The sequence below is a fragment of the Sediminicola arcticus genome (assembly GCF_040566695.1).
Lineage (GTDB): Bacteria > Bacteroidota > Bacteroidia > Flavobacteriales > Flavobacteriaceae > Sediminicola > Sediminicola arcticus.
In genome coordinates, this window is record NZ_JBEXAE010000002.1 from 54,460 (window position 1) to 72,215 (window position 17,756).

Here is a 17,756-nt window from a genome sequence, read left to right on the forward strand (position 1 = left end):
ATTAGGCCCATGCAATCCCTATCTTTACGTTTTTTAAATTCGATTAAATGCACATTCATTTTATAGCTATTGGCGGAAGCGCCATGCACAATCTAGCCCTTGCCTTGCATCATAAGGGATATGTTATTACCGGGAGCGATGACGTTATATTTGAGCCTTCTAATGGCAGGTTAGATGCGAAAGGACTATTGCCGAAAGAATTTGGTTGGTTTCCAGAAAATATTCATCGAGATTTGGATGCTGTAATTCTGGGCATGCACGCCAAACCGAATAACTTGGAATTGTTAAAAGCTCAAGAATTGGGGTTGAAGATATATTCCTATCCTGAATTTTTATATGAGCAATCCAAGCATAAGACTAGGGTGGTTATTGGTGGTAGTCATGGCAAAACCACCATTACCTCAATGATTCTCCACGTCTTGGATTACCATGATAGGCCAGTAGATTATATGGTAGGCGCCCAATTGGATGGTTTTGACCGAATGGTTCATTTAACTGAGGAGAATGACTTTATTGTTTTGGAAGGTGATGAGTATTTGTCTTCACCAATAGATAGAAGGCCTAAATTCCATTTGTATAAACCTAATATTGCATTATTGAGTGGAATTGCATGGGACCACATCAATGTATTTCCTACCTACGAGAATTATGTGGAGCAGTTTCAAATATTTGTTGATAGTATCGTCAAAGGAGGTAGTATCACTTATAACGTAGAAGACCAGGAAGTAAAAAGGGTGGTGGAAGCTTCCATGAATCCCATTCGGAAGTTACCTTATGAAACCCCTGCTTATTCTATAGAAGATGGCAAGACTCTATTAATGACAGAGGAAGGTCCAATGCCCATTGAGGTTTTTGGTAGGCATAATCTCAGTAATTTGGCCGGAGCAAAATGGATCTGCCAAAATATGGGGATAGATGAGGCCGACTTTTATGAGGCCATAGCCTCTTTTAAAGGAGCTTCCAAACGATTGGAAAAAATAGGAGAAGGAAAAACAAGTGTGGCTTACAAGGATTTTGCCCATTCGCCAAGTAAGGTAGCGGCAACAACTAGGGCTGTGAAGGAGCAGTATCAAGATAAAAAGCTCTTGGCATGCTTGGAATTGCATACTTATAGCAGTTTGAATGCTGATTTTTTAAAAGAGTATAAGGGGGCCCTTGATTATGCCGATGAGGCCGTGGTGTTTTATTCTCCTGAATCAGTGAAGATCAAGCAGCTGGAAGAAGTGACCAAGGAGCAAATTGCAGTGGCTTTCGAAAGGAGCGATCTTAAGATCTACACGGACGCCCTTTCGTTCAAAGAATTTCTGTTCCAAAATAATTTTGATGATTCAGTACTCCTACTTATGAGTTCTGGTAATTACGGGGGATTAAATTTTGATGAGGTAAAGGATCTTATGGAAAATTAGGGCGTAAGTTGAATTGAATTGGGAATAGATTTTTTTCTTGAATTTTAGTTTAAATTCTTTTGTTTGTTATCTTTAACAGATGCAAGAAAAGTCGATTAATTTCTCTATTAAGCAGTGGTCAAATGATGACAAGCCCAGAGAGAAATTGGTACATAAGGGGAAATCTGTGCTTTCGGATGCAGAACTGATTGCTATCTTAATTGGTTCTGGCAGTAGAAATGAAAGTGCTGTAGAGCTCGCGAAAAGGATATTGGCATCTGCTAATAATAACTTAAACGAGTTGGGAAAACTATCCATTAAACAATTAATGCAGTTTAAGGGGATAGGAGAAGCAAAAGCTGTTACGATTGCAGCAGCCCTTGAAGTAGGAAGGAGAAGAAGAGAGGAATCAGCACAAAAGATTACTAAAATAACAAGTAGTAAAAGTGTTTTTGAGCTGTTGCACCCTCTGATGGGAGAACTTCCTCATGAGGAGTTTTGGATTGTTTACCTAAACAACGCAAATAAAGTAATGCACACCGCCCTTTTGAGCAAAGGAGGAATAACTGGTACTTTGGTAGACGTACGTTTGGTGTTGAAGAAGGCACTGGAACTGGGTGCTGTGGGGTTAATTTTGGCACATAACCATCCGTCGGGAACTTTAAAGCCAAGTGAAGCTGACAAGCAGGTGACCAGTAAACTCAGAACTGCTGCTGAGGCTTTTGATATAAAAGTTTTGGATCATGTGATCATTACCCAACAAGATTATTTTAGCTTTGCGGATAACACTATGCTATAAAAATGTCCAAATAGCATTAAATTTGGAATTTTAGGAACCTATGTTGTTGATATATACCCATAAGATTACGTCTCGCTTCACTTACATTATGAAGCATATTTTCACTCGAATTCTGGGAATAGAGGTTATTTTTACGACCAAAGTGGAAGATTTTATCAAGCATGCTGGTCCAAAAATAACATATACTAAGCAACCCTTACAGAATGAGTTTTTTGTTCGAAGCAATGACCTACTATTCGAACAGGGGATAAACGACCTTCAATTTAAAATGGGGGAATGGAATGGAGTGCCCTGCTTTTTTGTTGCCAGGGACCGCAGTAATATTCCTTTTGATATTTTTGCTGCCAGTTTTTATCTTATCTCTAGATATGAAGAATATTTGCCCCATGTAAAGGATGTGCACGGAAGGTTTCCTCCCACGGAAAGCCTTGCATATCAGCATGATTTTCTAGAAAGGCCCGTTATAGATCTTTGGGCTTTCCAGTTGCTTAAAGCATTAAGGGAAAGGTTCCCAGATATGAAGGCAAAAAAACGGGAGTTTTCCTATACATCCATCATAGATGTTACTACCTCCCACTGTTTTGCATATAGAGGTTTTGTTAGAAGTCTTGCTGGTCTATTTTTGGATATTGGTTCTCTTAAATTAAAACGTGTTGTAGAGCGTTTTATGGTCTGGCTTAACCCTGAATTAGATCCTTATGATAATTTTTTTAGTCTTATAGAACTTCATAAGAATTACGGAGTAGGTAGCATGTTCTTTTTCCAATTCGCAGAATATTCTACCTATGACAAAAATGTGTCAACCAATAATAATAGATTTAGATATTTAATAAAATCTGTTGCAGATTATAGTATAGTATCTTTAGGCGCTTCGTATAGTTCCTTTGATAATAACGCCTTGTTAAAGGAGGAGAAGAAGCAGTTGTCGCAAGTTATAAACAGGCCAATTAACGCTTCTAGAATGCGATATAATAGGGTAGATATTCCAACTACCTATCGGAACTTGGTGGAGGCAGAATTTACAGATGATTATACCATGGGGTACACCCATGAAATAGGTTTTAGGGCAGGCACTTGTACCCCTTTTTTCTTTTATGATATTCCTTTAGAGGTGCAACAACCCATAAAGGTTCATCCCTTTGCTGTGCATGATTACGCCTTAATGAAGTATATGGATCAGGAAGAGATTTTAGAAAAGATATCCTTCCTTTATAAGGAAACGAAGGAGGTGAATGGGAATTTTATTAGTGTTTTTTCCAATGAACTTTTAGGCGGTGAAAGTAAAATAGATTGGATAGATTTATACAGTACAGTTTTAAAGAATTATTATGTTTAGAAATATTGTAACAGACGTTTTTTTTGATTTGGACCACACGCTTTGGGATTTCGAAAAGAACTCAGCGCTAACCTTTGATAGAATACTACAGGCCAATAGGGTAGGCGTTGACTTAAATGATTTTTTAAAGGTGTATATCCCTCTTAATCTAGAATTCTGGAAACTATATAGAGATGGTAAGATAATCAAGGAGGATTTAAGGTATCAGCGATTAAAACAAACCTTTGATGCTTTGGGATTTACGATTTCGGATGAAACCATTCATGTCCTATCTGAGGAATATATAGAGCACTTGTCCTCTTTTACCCATTTGTTTCCAAATACGGTCCACATCTTAGACTATTTAAAACCAAATTATAAGCTACATATCATCACCAATGGTTTTCAGGAAATTCAAGAAAAAAAATTAAAAAATTCCAACATACACGGGTATTTCGATCAGATTATTGATTCTGAAATGGCTGGAGTAAAAAAACCAGATCCTATCATTTATCAATTGGCCCTTCAAAAGGCAAGGGCAACTCCTGAGAAGTCCATCATGATAGGGGACAGTTTAGAGGCCGATATCATTGGTGCAAGGGCTATGGGGCTGCATGCCCTTCATTTTAATGTTCACAATGATGAAAAACATGAATATTGTGATATGATACATGATCTTAATGAAATAAAATCTTATTTGTAGAGTTGTAGAAGTAGTTTCTTTAGATAACTGTCACAATATGTGTTATCTAGGGAGTTTTAAATCACGTTCAATATGAAGTACTTCGTTCCTTTATTTCTCTTCATTGCTTTATGCGGTTCTTGTATGCAAGAGCAGGATTTCAATCAATTTGAGAACCTTAGTATTAGGCCCACAATAACTTCTAGTATCTTGTATATAGAAACCACAGAAGAATTTATTAATTCTGTAGTGCCTGGAGCCTTTTATGCAGAGGAATTTAATTTTGACGCCTTTACAGAGGATTTTTTTGCAGAAGGGGTTCTAAGTGGTGTCCTTACCTATGAGGTAGAAAATTCGACAAGCAAAACAATTGAGATTGTTATTGAATTATTAGATGAAAACGGGATTGTATTAGACACAGAACCCATTCTTGTGGAACCCGCTCCTCCAGTTTTTACAAAAATGGTGGAGATCGCCTATGGTCCCGGGGGAAGAAGCATCGATATCATAAAAAACACCTCTGCAATCAGGGTAAGCGCACAGAATCTTAGTGATGATACCAGTATTTCAAATGAACTAGATCCGAAAATAATATTGCGTTCCAGTGGAACTTTTAAGGTGGAGCTCAAATGAGATTACAAAATCTAATTGTAGTTTTTTTGCTTTTGGACTGTTCTTCTATATTGGCTCAAAATAAACAATTGCTGTACGATTTTATGGAAGTACCACAAGCCTTAATGCTCAATCCAGGAGCAAGGGCAACGTATCAATGGTATGGTGGTATACCCATGCTTTCCGGAATTTCTGCTGCAGCCGGAACTAGCGGGGTGACTGTAAATGATATTTTTGCCAATGATGGCATAGATATTACCACCAAAATAAGAGATAAAGCCATTTTTGGGATGAATTTTCGGGACGAGATCAGTGGAACTATTCAATTTGAATTTCTGAATGTTGGATTTAGAAGTAAAAATAGGCCCAGTGATTTTTATTCCTTTGGGATGTATTTGGAGGAGGATATGATTACGTATTGGCCTCAGGATTTGGCTATTTTAGGGTTTGAGGGTAATGCTAATTATATTGGCAGTAGATTTAATTTGGAGCATTTGAAAGTTCGTGGCGAAGTGGTTAATGTTTTTCATTTTGGCATCAATAGAAAATTGAATAATACCTTAAGAGTTGGGGTCAGGGGAAAGCTATATTCGGGGATTTTGGATGTAAGTTCTACCAGCAATTCAGGTTATTTTGTCACCAATCCTGGGGAGAACAACCTCTTGGCAAATACCCTAGTTGCAGATGTAGAGGTTAGAACCTCGGGCATTGACGGTTTGGTAGAGGGGAACCAAGGGGTGTCCCAAACTTTTTTAAAAAGGGCACTTTTAGGGGGCGATTTAGGTTTGGGTCTTGATGTTGGATTTACGTATCGACTTAATAATCGAACTTTGATAACTGGAAGTTTGTTGGATGTAGGTTTTATAAGGCACACTAAAGATGTTAAAAATTATACTTTGAAAGGTAGTGCTACCAACGAAGGTATTTCTATTATACTTCCAGGAGACCTAGAAGATCCTAACCGAGATTTTTGGCAAGAGCTTGTAGACGAGATAGAGGAGCTTATTCCTTTTGAGGATAATAGGAACAGTTATATTAATTTTAGACCAACAAAACTCAACGCCTCCCTACGCTATAATTTTGGAGAACCATTAGCTTCAGAAGAAGATTGTGAATGCACCTCAGATGGGGGTGGATTAAAAGGTAGACAGCCAGAGTACGCTAATAGTGTGGGAGGGCAGTTGTATATGATCAATAGGCCTAGAGGTCCACAAGCGGCATTTACCGCTTTCTATATGCGCAAATTAGGTAATTTCTTGGCACTTAAAACCACTTATACTGTTGATAAATTTTCCATCTCTAATATTGGACTGGGCATGAGCATGCAGGCCGGACCCGTTGAACTTTATGCCATGGCAGATAATTTATTAGGGTATAGGAATGTGTACGCAAGTCAATATGCCTCTTTCCAATTCGGATTAAATATTATATCTTGGGGCAGAAAATGATGGTAAACCACTTATGAAAATCTCACTTTTTATCCTATTCCTTTTTGTAGTGTTTCTTGGAAACGCACAAACAGATCTCAATCAATACAAGTATATCATTGTCCCTAAAAAGTTTGATGGTTTTAGAAATGAAAACCAATATCAGACCAGTACACTTATTAAATATCTTTTTGTAGAAAATGGATTTACTGCGGTATACGAGGATGCACTTCCAGATGACCTGAATAGAAATCGTTGTCTTGGGACAGTTGTGGCGATAAAGGAAGGCTCCGGAATGTTAGCGACAAAATTATCATTGACCTTAAAAGACTGCCAATCCCAAATAGTCTTTGAGACCCAAGAGGGTACTAGTAAGGATAAGGATTACAAAACAGCTTACGCTGGTGCCATAAGAGATGCTTTTATTTCCTTTAAGGGGCTTAATTATGTATATGTACCAAGATTAGAAAAGAAAAGTACTCTAACGATGATAAGTTTTAAAAATGATGTGAAGCAGATTAAGGAAGCTGAAATCAAAAAGTCTGAAAATGGAGTCTTGGTGCAAGAGGCCACCATGGAACAACTAACGTATAAGGAAATTGTACCTGAGCCTTCAAATTTAGAAAAAGGGGTGAACACGATGGAAAGTTCTAAAAACGGTTTACTTCCAACAGCACTATTATATGCCCAGGAACTTACCAATGGATATCAATTGGTGGATAGTACACCTAAGGTTGTCCTAAAGATGATCAAAAGTACAATGGCAGATGTCTTCATTGCGAAAGCGGGTGATCAAGACGGTATGGTCTTTAAAAAGGACGGAAAATGGTTTTTTGAATATACTTCCGATGGTCAGGTGATTGTTGAGGAACTTCAGATCAAGTTCTAAAAATCATATTTGCTTTTCCATCTGTTTTTAAGGAATTCTTTTAATGCATTTTCCCGCTGATTATTCCCAGGTTTATAAAAGGATGAGCCCTTGATACTGTCAGGCAGAAACTCCTCCTCTACAAAATTGTTTTGGTAATCGTGGGCATACTTGTATTCCTGCCCATAACCCAAATCCTTCATTAATTTGGTGGGTGCATTTCTTAAACCTATAGGGACAGAAAGGTCCCCCGTTTCTTTAACAAGCTGTTGTGCCCTGTTGATGGCCATATAACTAGCATTGCTTTTAGGAGAGGTTGCGAGATAAATGGCGCATTGGCTCAATAAAATCCTTGCTTCCGGATAGCCTATGGTAGTGACAGCCTGGAAGGTTGTATTGGCCATGACCAAGGCTGTAGGGTTGGCATTACCTATATCTTCAGATGCGGCTATGAGCATTCGTCTAGCGATAAACTTTACATCTTCGCCACCTTCTATCATTCTTGCCAGCCAATAAACGGCTCCGTTTGGATCGCTCCCACGGATCGATTTTATAAAGGCAGAGATAATATCGTAGTGCTGTTCTCCCGTTTTGTCGTAGAGTACCGTATTTTTTTGAACTTTGCTAAGCACAAGATCATTGGTTATAGTTATTTGGTCCCCACTTTCAGAGGAAATTACCAATTCAAAAATATTCAATAGTTTTCGTCCATCACCTCCTGATAATTTCAAGAGAGCCTCGGTTTCTTTCAGTTCAATATTTTTGCTTTTTAGATAGTCATCCTGCTTCATTGCCCTATGCAACAACGCTTCCAAATCTTGCTTTCCAAATGGATTTAAGATGTAAACCTGGCATCTGGAAAGTAAGGCCGGAATTACTTCAAAACTTGGGTTTTCTGTGGTGGCTCCAATAAGAGTTACCCATCCTTTTTCAACTGCTCCTAAAAGAGAGTCTTGTTGGGATTTGCTGAAGCGGTGTATCTCATCAATAAATAGAATAGGATTTTTAGTGGTAAATAAGCCTCCACTCTGTTTAGCCTTGTCTATTACATCCCTAATATCTTTTACGCCACTACTGATGGCACTGAGGGCATAAAAAGGACGTCCGCTGGTATTGGCAATGATATTTGCCAATGTTGTTTTACCTGTGCCAGGAGGACCCCACAAGATAAGCGAAGGTAATATGCCTTTTTTTATCTGTTGTGTTAACGAACCTTTTTCGCCAACCAAATGGTGCTGGCTGACATAATCTTCTAAGGTTTTGGGGCGTATGCGTTCTGCTAATGGTTCATTCATAGGTTCAAAAGTATAACAATTATCCTGATGACAATTTATCAGGTTTTATATTTTTGGTCTTTAAATTGATGAATTTGTTTTAAATTGTAGGGATGTCCGAGGATAAATATTTCAAATTTTATAACGCGGTTTTAGTAGTTCCTTTGATAGCTGTATTGACCATATGGTTGGTTTTTTGGTTGGAGTTGAGTCTTCAGGTGAATTGGAATTTTTTAGGAATTTTCCCAAGGACCTTGTCAGGACTAAAAGGAGTGGTTTTTAGTCCACTAATCCATAGTTCTGTGGAGCATTTGTACAACAATACCATTCCTGTAGCCATTCTTCTTGGTGCATTGGTCTATTTCTATCAAGATATTTATGGAAAGGTGCTGATTTGGGGTATTCTTATTTCAGGAATAGTGACATGGATCATAGGAAGGCCATCCTATCACATAGGTATCAGCGGTCTTATTTATGTTTTGGCTAGTTTTATTTTTTTTAAAGGGATTTTCACTAAACATTACAGGTTGGTGGCCTTATCCTTAGTAGTTGTATTTATTTACGGTGGATTATTGTGGTATATATTTCCTATAGAAGATGGTATTTCTTGGGAAGGGCACTTAGGTGGTTTTACAGCAGGACTGTTGATGGCGTTAATGATCAAGGTAAAAACGCCTCCTGTTAAGAAGTATGAATGGGAGCAAGAAGATTTTAATGAACAAGATGACCCCTTTCTAAGGCATTTTGACGCAGATGGAAATTTTGTTGAAAATAACGAAGAACAAAGCCATACTGAGGAGGCTTCGGTAAAGATTACCTATCATTTTAAAAAGTCCTTACCTGAAGAAGGCAAGGACTAATCTTATTTTGAACGTTGTCTGACCACTTCGTATAAGAAAACGCCACAAGCTACCGAAACGTTCAAAGAACCAATTTCGCCCAAAAGGGGTAATTTAACAGTTTCTTCCGAAGCCTTAAGAATGGAGGGGGAAATACCTACATCCTCCGCGCCCATGACGATGGCGCAAGGCCCTTCAAAGGATACGTCATATAGTGTTTTCTCTGTTTTTTCGGATGCTGAAATTACCTTCACTCCAGAGGATTGCAAATAGAACACGGCATCTTTTAAATGATCTACTTTAGCTATGGGTACTTTAAATGCCGCACCTGCCGATGTTTTTATAGTATCTGCTGTAACTGGGGCAGCTCCCTTTTTTTGTATGATGATTCCGTCAACTCCTGTACATTCTGCAGTTCTAATAATAGCCCCAAAATTGCGAACGTCGGATAATTGGTCCAATAAAAGAAAGAGAGGAGTTTTCTGGTCGTTGGCTAATACTTTTTCTACCAGTTCTTCCATTTCATAGAAAGAAATAGGAGAGATACTGGCAACTACCCCTTGGTGGTTCCCTTTGGTTAGTCGGTTTAACTTTTCAACGGGAACATAGGAAAATCCAATACCATTCTTCCGAACCAAGGTTTCCATTTCCTTGATAAGATCGCCTTTTAATCCTTTTTGGATAAATACCTTATCCAAATTTTTACCAGCGTTTATAGCTTCTATAATTGCGCGTATTCCAAATATTTGGTAATCCTCATTTTTCATGGGGTAAAGGTAAAATAAAAAACCATCTTAATATTGTAACCTTAATTTAATTCGGGAATAGGAACGTTTAATGATCAACTTAAGAAGTAGGATAGGAGCTACTTCTTTCTTGAGATTTAATTCTAATTTCCGGTGATTAGAAGATCTTTCACTTTATCGGGAGTCTTCAGATAAGGCATTGATTTTCTTTTTACCATTGTTTTGAGCTGTTCTATTCCAAAATTTTCTTTGTCTCCTTTAAAGTAAATGCGCCAAATTTTTCCTTGGGTAGACTCCGAGATGTAGAGAGAGCCATCTGCTCCCTCAGAAAGTCCCATAGGCCTATATTGGGCATCTTGCATGTTAACAATAGTATCTGTCCCTGTAAAACCGTCCGCAAAGACCTCCCATTCCCCTACTGGATTTCCATTTTCAAATGGAATAAAGGCTACAATATAACCCGCTTGGGAATATGGAGTCCTATTTGTAGATCCATGAAAGGCAATAAAGGCACCCTTTCGGTATCTAGAGGGAAATTGGTTTCCTTTATAGAATAGAAGGTCATTTGGTGCCCAATGAGCTGGAAGTCCCATGATGGGTTTTTTGAATTCTTTTGCCTCTATTTTGCCATCACCACCGTATTCTGGTGCTAGGAGCTTTTTGTTCTGGAAGTGATCATAATAGCTATAGGGCCATCCAAAATCATCGTCCTTTTCTATCTTCATGAATTCTTCTGCTGGAAGCACGGCTTGTTGCCATTTGCTATAGAATTGCGGTGCATGGTTATGGAGATAATCCCTCCCATGTTGTACGCCATATAAACTATTTTTCTCATCGTTCCATGAAAAGGCTACAACGCTTCTAATTCCTGTAGCAAATAGTTCACCATCTTGTTGTGACTGACCAGGCTTGTTTTCATCAAATTTCCATATACTTCCTAAAACCTCAAGGCCAGGGCATGGCATCATGCCTTTAATCTGTCCTTTAGAATTTGGATCCTCGCAAGCGTTTGTAGGAGCGCTGAATGTGACATACATATTTCCTTTTTTGTCAAATGCAAGAGACTTAGCATTATGCCATCTCTTAGGAAAATAATCTGTAAGAATGACTTCTGTTTTTGATTCTGGTATCAGTTTATTTGGGGTTAACTTTTGTCTATAGATAACTTGTTCGGAACTAAAATAAAGGTATCCATTGTGAATTCTCATTTCTGTAGCAAAGGTGCCATCATTAGGGTAATCACCAAATTTCTGGATGATATCGGCTTTTCCATCTCCAGTTGTATCACGGAGTGCCATGTTACCCATTGTACCTTTTGGTTCTCTAAGCTTTACATAAATATCGCCATTATCGTTAACGGCAATATGTCGTGATGGACCAATGCTGTCAACCACAACTATGGCAGAAAAATCATCGGGGAGAAACAATCCTCCATTTTTAGACTCTTCCTTGGGCTGCTCAATAGCTATTTCTGTTTTAGAGGATATTGGGTCTTTTTTTTTATTCTCTGTTGCGTTTTTGCAACCAAAAAGTAAAGTAATTTGGAGTAAAACTAGTAAGCATTTTTTCATATGTAAACAGTGAATATTTCAGATGTTAAAGATAGGAAAATTGAGGATTAACTTTTGGTCATAGGGAAAGATAACTATTTTGCTTAAACTCGTATTCTATTAGGTTTAAGTTTTAAAGAAAACTTTAAAAAACATAAAAAGGGCGTAAACATTGTTTACGCCCTTTTTATAAAAATAACTATTATTTAATCTACACAGAAATCTATAGCTACTGGACCAGCAGGTGGATTTGTAGAAATGTCTGCAGCAACGTTACCGTTAGGTGTTATGATTGTGAATGATATTTCACCGTAGAAATCACCAGGAAAAAACCAATCAGCAGTAGTTGTCCCTACAGGAATATCAATAGTAGCTGTACCACTAGAAACACCCGGAGTACACACGAAATCTGATGTGTCGTAAGGAGAACAAAGTCCAACTTCAAATACGGTACCATCGTTTAATGTTACAGTAAGACCAGCTCCTGCATCGGCATTAGTTGTTTGCCATCCATCACCAAATGCGTCTTCCATATTAATTACCCAAGTTCCAGGTGTTGGTGGAACTGGAGGACAAACCAACGGTACTGAATATCTAAATGGAGATCTGAAATAAGACCCACCAGAAACGGTACTGTTCAAATTATTACTAGAGAAGGTTCTGCCATCTGTAAGATTTAACGCATATCTTATTACAAAGCTATCACCACCTGTATACTGATTTGCAGCAAGACCTGCTACAGATGCCAATTGCCCTAACGTTAATGAAACAGTTATAGCTGGTAAACCATCCGCGTTTGGAGAAAATTCCGACGCGGGTAGTGTTGTAACCAAAAATTCAGTTGAACTAGTTCCTGCAGAAGCATCATTAAAAGTAGTATATACCTCTACATCTTGAAGAAGGTCTCCTCCAGCATTATCTTCAACCTCAAATGAGGTTGTGATAGTGGAAGAAGGATCCGAAAAACTGAATTGTTGTGCAGCGATCTCCAATGAAGGAGTTGTTGATCTAAATACAGCTCCACGTGTTACATCAGCGAAAACATCGTCAATTGTCTTATTGCTGGACTCACAGGCGACGAAGCCTGTGGTGACCAACGAAAGCATCATTAAGTTCTTTATATATCTTTTCATTGTTCTTTTATTTTAATTTGATAATGGGAATCCAGCATCAGGGTTATTGTCCCAGAAAACCTTTTGTGTTACGTTAGTCTTTTGGGTAACAGAGCTGTTGTTGTTTGCAAACACAGCAGGGTAAAGGAAAGACCTAATGAATAAACCTGGATCTGGTTCCAAGTTTGGTTGTAAGTCGTTTGGATATCCAGTTCTTCTGTAAAAATTATAACCGTCAATACCATTACCAAAGGTTGCTACCAAAAATTCTTTAGCAATAAGGTTTAATTTATCATTTCCGGCAGCCGCATCATATATAGCTTGAACTTCAGCAATGTAATCATCAATATCGTCCTGTGTAGGAGCTAAAGATAAGTCAGCACCAGCATCTAAAGGTCCAAAAGCAACTGTTTTGTCAATTGATTTTTGAATACCATTAGTTAAGTGTGTTCTTGCGCCAGCAAGATCGTTACTAACAAATGCAATTTCAGCTCTTAAGAAATCTACAGTCTGTGCTAAGAATATTGGTAGTATACCTGCACCACCAGCGCCAGAACCTAAATCAACCGCTTCATAAGTGCTATCATCAAATTCACCACCTGCAGGATATACTCCGTACGTTGTTCTAATTTGACCATCTGGAGGAGTACCGTCATCGTCACCATGATCTCTACCCCAATACCCATTTGGTAAGGAACAGAACGTAAAATTACCTGCAACATAATGCGCTGGAGCAGGTTCTACACTGCATGAAAGGGTTTGTTGGTTAGGCCCGTCAGAATCTGAAGCCCCTGGTGTGGTTTCTGATTGTCTGTAATAGTAGTATCTAATTCTTGGATCACTTCCTTCATAAATACCCACTCCGTTGTCAACTTTAGAATTATCCATGTAGTTCATCATCCAGTTGCTCATGTAGGTGTTAGCACCTTGAGGTGTGTAGTTGGTAACATAATTAGGATGTCTAGAATCTGGATTTACTACGTTTGTACCCCAAGTAAATTGGAAATCTTCCGAAACTGAGGTCATATAGTTTCCATTCGTAATAATGGCATTAAATGCGGCAACAGCACCACTATCTACCAATCTAGATTGAGCATAGATTTTTAGCTTTAAAGAATTTGCTAGTTTTACCCAGTTATCCCAGTCACCAGCATAATAATAATCGTTGCTTGGTTCAGCTGCGTTATCTGTAGCAGTAAAATTTGCTATAGCTTCATCTAGTAAAGAAAGGGCTGCAGAATAAATAGCGGCACCACCATCTACAGAAGGGTTTAAATTCTCAATCCCACCTATAGCTTCAGAATAAGGAACGTCACCATAAAAATCAACTAGAGTAACGGCTGTAAAGGCTTTAATCACTTGGCCTATACCAATATGTCTTCTGAAGTTATCCTCTGTTGCTAACTCATTCATTGCAGCGATATCTGTTAACATAGAGGAATAAGCAACACTCCACTCAAAATCTTGAGAAGCTGGTGAATAGGCTTGTTGGTACAACCTAGTACCCATATACTCCATACGGGTTACTTCAGCACCATTGGTTCCTATTGCATTATTAAATCGCGCAAATTCTTCTTGAATACGATTCAAATAAAAATCTGCTGAGGCTTGATCGGGACTTACAGCGTTTGGATCACTGGTCAGATCAAGTTCTGTTGTCTCACACGAAAATAAAATTCCCGCTGAGAACATAGTAAGAACTAAATTTTTAATAAATATTTTCATTTTCTATTTTTTTAAAAAGTTGCTTTTATAGACATACCATATCTTTGGGAACCTGGGCTATTGATAAAGTCAAAGCCTAAAGCGTTACCTACACCTACACCTAGGTTTTCAGGATCAAAGTTAGTTCCTTCAGGTACATTGATACCCTTAAACCAAAGGTTCTGACCAGATAGGGTTATACTAAGAGATCCAAATGGTGTTTTTTCCAGTGATTTTTTTGGAATGGAATACCCTAAGCTAATTTCTCTAAGGCGTATTGTGCTTCCATCATATACCTGTAGTTCACTAGGACCAAAGGCAACATTGCTGAAATAATAATCAGAGTTGTTAATTTGAATATCATTTACACCACCATCTTGTTTTACACCAGGTAGGATAAAGGTTGATACACGATCTTGAGTGTCAGTGGTTAAACCTCTTCCAACAAGTGCAGAAATAGTGTTTGCATAAACATCTCCACCATGTCTGTAAGAGATATCAAAATTAAAGTTGAAGTTTTTAAAACGGAAACCGTTACTTACGTTAAGTCTCCAATCTGCGTTGGGATCACCAATTTCAAATAACCCATTCTCTTCAACATAACTACCAGTACTGGCAACTACCTTGTTTCCATTGTCATCTCTTAATACTCTAGATCCTAAAATAACACCAAAAGGTCTTCCAGGAACAGCGAAGTTAGAAAGGTCTGAAAACAAGCCACCAATGTTGATGTTGTCTGTATCTTGGCCTAAATCTATTACAGTAGACTCATCAGCTGTAAAGTTTGCATTTACATTCCAATTGAAGCCTCCTTGTTTTTCATTTCTAAATAAAGTAACTCCTAAGTCTGCCTCTATACCTTTAACCTGTACTTCACCAATGTTGGTTACTGTTGAGGTGTAGCCAGTAGCTGGGTCCAAAGGTCTATTTGAAATTAGATCTGTTGTGTTTTTCTTATAGACAGATACGTCTAAGGAAACTCTGTTTCCAAGTAAACGCGATTCCACACCAAATTCAATTTCTTTAAGAAGTTCTGGTTTTAAACCAGGATTGGCCAACTCGTCATCAACTCTAACGGAAGGAACTAAAGTCCCATCTTTTAAAAATTCTCTAGTATTCAATGTACCTGTTACTGCAACGGGATAGCCACCAAAGAATCCTGCTGAAGCTCCGTAACCAGCTCTTAACTTTAAGAAGTTAAGGCCGTTTTGTGATTGCAAACCGTCAATAAGAGCAGTAGGCAATATGGATATACTCGCAGAAGGATAGAATATAGAGTTCTCAACGAAGTTGGAAACCCAGTCATTCCTAGCTGCTAAGGTTAAATAAGCAAAATTGTCATAGCCAAATTCAGTTTGGGCATAAACACCTACTATATTTTGTATTTCATCATACTGTACTGGTGCTTGTGTAGAAAAGTTAAAGTGTCTAAACACGTTGAAAATTGATTGTTGGTCACTGGTTACACCTTGTCTAGAAAATTCTGTTCTTCTAGAAGTTGCTCCCAAGTTTACGTTCATATCCAATTTTTCAGATAAAAGGAATGAGCCGTTAAACTGTAAAGTATGATCCCAAATGGTGTTTCTATTGTCATACGTTTGGTATCTACCTTGTATAAACCCTTCGGCACCTCCTTTGTTTTGGCCAATTTCATTTCGTTCTGTATAAAAATCAAGACCCGTTCTCCAAAAAACGTTTATCTTATCATTGAATTTATAAGTGGCTTGTGAGCTACCAAAAACACGATTTGTTGTTTGGTTGGCAAAGGAATTGGCAGCAGTCCATCTAGGATTCTGAATATCATTTCCACCCCTGTAATAAACACTTCGGCCATCAATAGGGCTTTGAAAAGGAAGTCCCATTAAATCTATACTTCGAGGCGTAAAGAATAAGTGTCCAAAAATAGAAGCACCATCTCCAAATGCACCGTTACCTGTACTGGCAGCAATTGGTGGAGATTTAACGTCGTTCTTAGAGAAATTCAACGTACCATTTACGGTAAAATTATTACTTAATTCTGCACGTCCTCCCACACTTATATTGGTTCTCTGTAACTTGTTTCCAGGTGTAAAACCAACATCTCTTAAGTTACTAGCACTGGCATTGTACGAAATTTTACCATCTTCAGATCCGCCAGAGGCGTTTATGGAATTATTTGTAACTGTTCCCGTACGGAAAAAGTCTTTAACTCCGTTGTATGGTTTGTAGTCGTATACGGCATCATTAAACTCTGGAAAAGCGGCTCTTACACCAGAATTTACAGAGTAAGGATGTCTTATTTGAATAACTCCTTCTGGAGAAACACCTCTGTAACTAGCTCCAAAACTGTTTGCATTAGGAATATTAAAATCAGGTCCCCAGTTACTAAAAAATGCTCCGTAAGCCTGATCAAAACCATTACCGTATTGGTCTTGGTAATCTGGCAATGTAGAGATTTCATTGAAAAACATGGAGGAAGTTACCGTAATTTCTGATTTTGCACGGCTAGCTCCAGAAGAACCAGCTTTCGTAGTGATTAAAATCACACCGTTCCTACCTGCTGTACCATATAGGTTAGCTGCTGCTAAACCTTTTAATATACTAACATCGGCAATACTGTTTGGATCCAAGTCTAAAAATCTACTAGAACCTACATTACCATCAATAGCACTTCCTTGAGCGTTGGTATCAGAACTAAAAGGGACACCATCTACAATAAATAAAGGCTGGTTAGATCCAGAAATGGATGTAAAGCCTCGGATAATAATATTCGTTGCTGATCCTGATACACCACTTGCAGCGTTGATTAAAACCCCCGATGCTTTACCATTCAGTGCCCTACCTACATCACCTTCTGCTTTTTGTTCCAATTGTTCGGAACCAATGGATGCAACCGCATAACCTAGCGATTTTTTCTCTCTTTTAATACCTTGGGCAGTGACCACTACTTCTTCCAAAGCTTGTGCATCTTCTGCCATTTGAACATTAAGCGTGTTGCTTGCTCCAATATCCATTCTGACTTGCTTTTGACCTATATAGGTAAACAAAAGAGTTTGGCCGGTAGATCCTTGTATGGAATATTTCCCATCAAAATCTGTCTGTGTACCGTTAGTGGTACCTACTACAACAATGTTGACTCCTGGTAAGGGTAGACCGTCTTGATCCGTCACCGTACCGGAAATCGTTTTTTGTTGTGCAAAAGTCAAATGCACAACAAACGCCAATAGTAGCGTTAAGATTCCATTTAGTTTTGTTCTCATTTTTAAATTATTTGAATTAGCTGAGTGCTAAAATCCTAAATTCATGTTAATAAACCAAACTAATTTTAATAAATATTTAAGATTTCTTTAATACTCTTTATTGTGTAAATTCTATAACGACCACTATTATTTGTGGGGTTTCCATAGTTGACGGACGCTGTGTGATGCTATAAAGAGAAATAGAAACACAATTCTTTTAACATT

General features: G+C 38.1%; 14 protein-coding genes. 8 read left to right on the plus strand and 6 right to left on the minus strand.

Going from position 1 to position 17,756, the window contains the following annotated elements:
* Positions 1-47 precede the first annotated feature (47 nt).
* The 7 genes from ABXZ36_RS03925 to ABXZ36_RS03955 all read left to right on the plus strand — a co-directional run bounded on the left by ABXZ36_RS03925 (position 48) and on the right by ABXZ36_RS03955 (position 7,109).
* Entirely contained in the window at positions 48-1,406 is a 1,359-nt protein-coding gene (locus tag ABXZ36_RS03925; RefSeq protein WP_354614183.1) for a UDP-N-acetylmuramate--L-alanine ligase, read from the plus strand.
* A 79-nt stretch (positions 1,407-1,485) separates the two neighbouring features.
* Complete coding sequence (gene radC / locus ABXZ36_RS03930) at positions 1,486-2,184, plus strand: RadC family protein (protein ID WP_354614184.1); 699 nt, start codon at positions 1,486-1,488, stop codon at positions 2,182-2,184.
* A gap of 40 nt (positions 2,185-2,224) precedes the next feature.
* On the plus strand, positions 2,225-3,520 hold the full coding sequence (locus ABXZ36_RS03935) for a polysaccharide deacetylase family protein (RefSeq protein WP_435602058.1): 1,296 nt from the start codon (positions 2,225-2,227) through the stop codon (positions 3,518-3,520).
* Positions 3,513-4,202 carry a YjjG family noncanonical pyrimidine nucleotidase gene (locus ABXZ36_RS03940; protein WP_354614186.1) on the plus strand — a complete coding sequence of 230 codons (690 nt, stop codon included), beginning with the start codon at positions 3,513-3,515 and terminating at the stop codon, positions 4,200-4,202. The genes ABXZ36_RS03935 and ABXZ36_RS03940 overlap by 8 nt, the downstream gene beginning before the upstream one ends.
* A 72-nt stretch (positions 4,203-4,274) precedes the next feature.
* Complete coding sequence (locus ABXZ36_RS03945; protein WP_354614187.1) at positions 4,275-4,814, plus strand: hypothetical protein; 540 nt, start codon at positions 4,275-4,277, stop codon at positions 4,812-4,814.
* Positions 4,811-6,241, plus strand: a complete 1,431-nt coding sequence (locus ABXZ36_RS03950; protein WP_354614188.1) for a DUF5723 family protein — start codon at positions 4,811-4,813, stop codon at positions 6,239-6,241. Before ABXZ36_RS03945 ends, ABXZ36_RS03950 begins: the two co-directional genes overlap by 4 nt.
* Before the next feature lie 13 nt (positions 6,242-6,254).
* A complete protein-coding gene (locus ABXZ36_RS03955; protein ID WP_354614189.1) occupies positions 6,255-7,109 on the plus strand; it encodes a hypothetical protein in 855 nt (284 codons plus the stop codon).
* Here the strand turns inward: ABXZ36_RS03955 and ABXZ36_RS03960 are convergent.
* A complete protein-coding gene (locus ABXZ36_RS03960; protein ID WP_354614190.1) occupies positions 7,106-8,383 on the minus strand; it encodes a replication-associated recombination protein A in 1,278 nt (425 codons plus the stop codon). The two genes, ABXZ36_RS03955 and ABXZ36_RS03960, sit on opposite strands and share 4 nt — an antisense overlap.
* Positions 8,384-8,475: 92 nt before the next feature.
* Here ABXZ36_RS03960 and ABXZ36_RS03965 point away from each other — a divergent pair, with 92 nt between their 5' ends.
* Positions 8,476-9,222 carry a rhomboid family intramembrane serine protease gene (locus ABXZ36_RS03965; RefSeq protein WP_354614191.1) on the plus strand — a complete coding sequence of 249 codons (747 nt, stop codon included), beginning with the start codon at positions 8,476-8,478 and terminating at the stop codon, positions 9,220-9,222.
* A 2-nt stretch (positions 9,223-9,224) separates the two neighbouring features.
* Here the strand turns inward: ABXZ36_RS03965 and rlmB are convergent, their stop codons facing one another.
* The 5 genes from rlmB to ABXZ36_RS03990 all read right to left on the minus strand — a co-directional run bounded on the left by rlmB (position 9,225) and on the right by ABXZ36_RS03990 (position 17,552).
* Positions 9,225-9,968, minus strand: coding sequence for a 23S rRNA (guanosine(2251)-2'-O)-methyltransferase RlmB (gene rlmB / locus ABXZ36_RS03970; RefSeq protein ID WP_354614192.1), 744 nt, complete (start codon positions 9,966-9,968; stop codon positions 9,225-9,227).
* Between the two features lie 122 nt (positions 9,969-10,090).
* A complete protein-coding gene (locus tag ABXZ36_RS03975; RefSeq protein ID WP_354614193.1) occupies positions 10,091-11,518 on the minus strand; it encodes a PQQ-dependent sugar dehydrogenase in 1,428 nt (475 codons plus the stop codon).
* 185 nt (positions 11,519-11,703) lie between these two features.
* Positions 11,704-12,630 carry a hypothetical protein gene (locus ABXZ36_RS03980; protein WP_354614194.1) on the minus strand — a complete coding sequence of 309 codons (927 nt, stop codon included), beginning with the start codon at positions 12,628-12,630 and terminating at the stop codon, positions 11,704-11,706.
* A 12-nt stretch (positions 12,631-12,642) separates the two neighbouring features.
* Entirely contained in the window at positions 12,643-14,334 is a 1,692-nt protein-coding gene (locus ABXZ36_RS03985) for a SusD/RagB family nutrient-binding outer membrane lipoprotein (RefSeq protein ID WP_354614195.1), read from the minus strand.
* 11 nt (positions 14,335-14,345) lie between these two features.
* Positions 14,346-17,552, minus strand: a complete 3,207-nt coding sequence (locus ABXZ36_RS03990; RefSeq protein ID WP_354614196.1) for a SusC/RagA family TonB-linked outer membrane protein — start codon at positions 17,550-17,552, stop codon at positions 14,346-14,348.
* Between the last annotated feature and the right edge of the window lie 204 nt (positions 17,553-17,756).